1 protein-coding gene is annotated in these 409 nt (G+C 64.8%); it reads right to left on the reverse strand.

The window, feature by feature from the left end:
• Positions 1 to 409, reverse strand: a 409-nt coding sequence (locus QCE69_RS39425) for a hypothetical protein (protein ID WP_309936170.1), incomplete at both ends; no start/stop codon positions are given.

A 409-nucleotide genomic window follows, 5' to 3' on the forward strand; every position in this document is an offset into this window, starting at 1 on the left:
ACAGCCCGCGACGATCCCCGAAGCAGCGCGCAACTCGCGCCCCGTGGGACGGCCTCCCGCGTATTCGACGAAGCGCATCGACACGCCGTGGTGAATCGCATCGGTCCGCTGCTGGATATGCCAGGCGTTGCCGTTCAGGTCGGCCATCCGGGATAACGGCAAACCCAGCGTCTGCCCGCGATCCACGGCAGGTACACGCGCGCGCCAGTGGTCCGGCAGTGCGAACGCGTATTCCAGACCGGCCCGCGTACGAATGCGCAGTTCGTCCTGTTCGATATACAGCGCATGACCATGCTGGCGGTCATATGTCCGCGCGGGCCATCCGCTTTCGTGCGGCATCTGATCGAACGCGGTGGCGTGATCGGCAAACGTGACCGCCGCGCTGTATTGCACGAACTCATGCCCTTGA

Source organism: Caballeronia sp. LZ032 (assembly GCF_031451315.1).
Taxonomy (GTDB): domain Bacteria; phylum Pseudomonadota; class Gammaproteobacteria; order Burkholderiales; family Burkholderiaceae; genus Caballeronia.